This is a genomic window from Phenylobacterium sp., assembly GCF_030654915.1.
GTDB lineage: Bacteria > Pseudomonadota > Alphaproteobacteria > Caulobacterales > Caulobacteraceae > Phenylobacterium.
This window is the reverse complement of record NZ_JAURWM010000258.1, coordinates 1-2,038: the sequence shown is the minus strand read 5'-3', so window position 1 is coordinate 2,038 and position 2,038 is coordinate 1. Positions and strand designations below refer to the sequence as shown.

Sequence of the window (2,038 nt, the reverse complement as noted above, 5' to 3'; positions counted from 1 at the left end):
CCATAGAGCGTGCCTTGCGGGCCGCGCAGGACTTCGACGCGTTCCAGGTCGAACAGCGCCAGTTCCGGGTTCAGCGCGCCCATCGAGATCGGAATTTCGTCGATATAGATGCCGACGGTTTCCTGGTTCTGGGTGTCGTTGTCGTTGCCGCCGCCGTTGTTGATGCCGCGGATCGACAGGCGCGTGCGGCCCGGGCCGTTCTGATAGGCGGTCAGGCTGGGCACCGAGCCGAGCAGGTCGGTATAGGTTTCAGCGCCCATGTTCTGCATGGTCTGCTGGCCGACGACGTTGATGCTCATCGGCACGTCGAGAACCGACTCGGTGCGCTTACGCGCGGTGACCACCAGTTCGTCGACCGTCGCGCCGCCCGCCTGGGCGTAGGCCGGCGCCGCCGTCAGCGCCACAGCCGACACCAGAACCGATGCCGCCAACAGGCGCGTCTTATTACTCATAGTCATGGAAATCCCCTCCCGAGACCCAGCACGCTCCGGAGACGCGGCCAGATTGGCGCACGCGCGGAAACGCGCAAATTCGAGGCGGGACCATAGGGAGGTCGCGCGCGAGGAAATGATCCGGGCAGCAGCATTTTCGATGCGCGATGCAGTCAATCGACTGTTCGCGCCGAGCATTCCCCGCCCCTACCCGCGTCGGTAGTCCTTGGGCAAGGCGTTGAACCGTCGCCGGAACGCAGCGGTGAAGTTCGTCGCATGCTCATAGCCGACGGTTTCGGCGATCTCGGAGATCGTCATGCCGCCGTCCAGCAGCAGCCCGCGAGCCAGCTCCATCCGCCGGGCCAGGCAGAATTCGAAGACCGTGGCCCCGAACATCTCCTTGAACCCGCGCTGCAGCTTGGTGCGGTTAAGGCCTACCCGCCGCGCCAGGGCGTCGATGGTCGGCGGCTCGGCGAACTCGGCGATCAGGATGTCGCGGGCGGCGTAGAGACCATCGCGGTCGGCGTCGCGCAAAGGCGGCGCCGATCGCTCGCCGCGCTCGCTGGTCTCGACGGCGTCGACCAGCAGGCAGAGCACCTCCATGACCTTGGCCTCCAGATAGCGCTGCCGCAGGCTGCCCTGGAACGAGGCGCTGACGATGTCGCGCACCGCCGCCTCCATGCCGTGGGTCAGCCGCAGGGGCAGGTGATGGAAGCCCTGGCTGGGCAGGTCGATGTTGCGCAGAGCCAGCGGCAGTTCGTCCGGCTCCATGCCCATCACGCTCGCCAGCTTTCCGGCATGGAGATGCAAGGTCAGCGAGGTCAGCCGCTCCTTGCCGTGGATGTTGAGGTCGAAGTCGCCGTCCGCAGGCAGGGTCAGCACCGAGGCGTGGCCCTTCTCGACCCGCACGGCGTTGGGCCCGTCGTCCTTCAAGCCTACCGCCCCGGCCACCACGAACCGCAGCGAGACCAGGTCCTCGGGCGTGCGGATCGGCAGGGTGTAGTTGTCGTTGTAGCTGCTGTCGGCGACACAGACGAGCAGGTGGTCATAGAGCCGGACCACGTCCCAATAGCCGACGCCGTCCTGCACCGGCAGGCGCGCCGAGGCCGCCGGCCCACGGCGTGGCGTGCGCAGTTCGCGCGGGGGCTCGCCGGCGAACCCGCTGTAGATGTCGCGGACATCCGCGCGCGACGACAGTAGATCGCCCATGAAACCCCAAGTCCCGAACCCGGTCACCCGATCGCGGCGAACCGTGTCGCACTGCAACGAAATTGTCACGAACGCGCCGGGTCGCGTCTTCGCATTTCCGCCCACCTGTCACCTGGAGGGCGCGATTGACCGTTCTGGCGGCGGAAGTCACGGACGCGGCTCAGCTGGAACCGCGTCCGTCTCCCAGAAGCGGGCCTCATCTCCCCCGAGATCGGCCCCTGCGCGGCGGCCGAGCACCGTCGCGCCTTCTGGCAGTCTTGTTCCCCGACGGGGGAAGCTTGGCGAAGCGGACCCGCCCCCGGCGCTGGGTGGGGCGAATATGGCGGCGGGTCCTGGATCTCGCCGCCCAGCACGAAACCGCTGGCCGCCGAAACCGTCGCTGGAAACCGGCCATGCGC

The 2,038-nt window shown here is 67.7% G+C and carries 2 protein-coding genes; both read right to left on the bottom strand.

The annotated features are described in order from the left end of the window. On the bottom strand, positions 1-452 hold a 452-nt coding region (locus Q7T84_RS13370), incomplete at its 3' end, for a Plug domain-containing protein (protein ID WP_304809705.1). Positions 453-638: 186 nt separating this feature from the next. Beyond that, positions 639-1,640, bottom strand: a complete 1,002-nt coding sequence (locus Q7T84_RS13365) for an AraC family transcriptional regulator (RefSeq protein WP_304809702.1) — start codon at positions 1,638-1,640, stop codon at positions 639-641. Between the last annotated feature and the right edge of the window lie 398 nt (positions 1,641-2,038).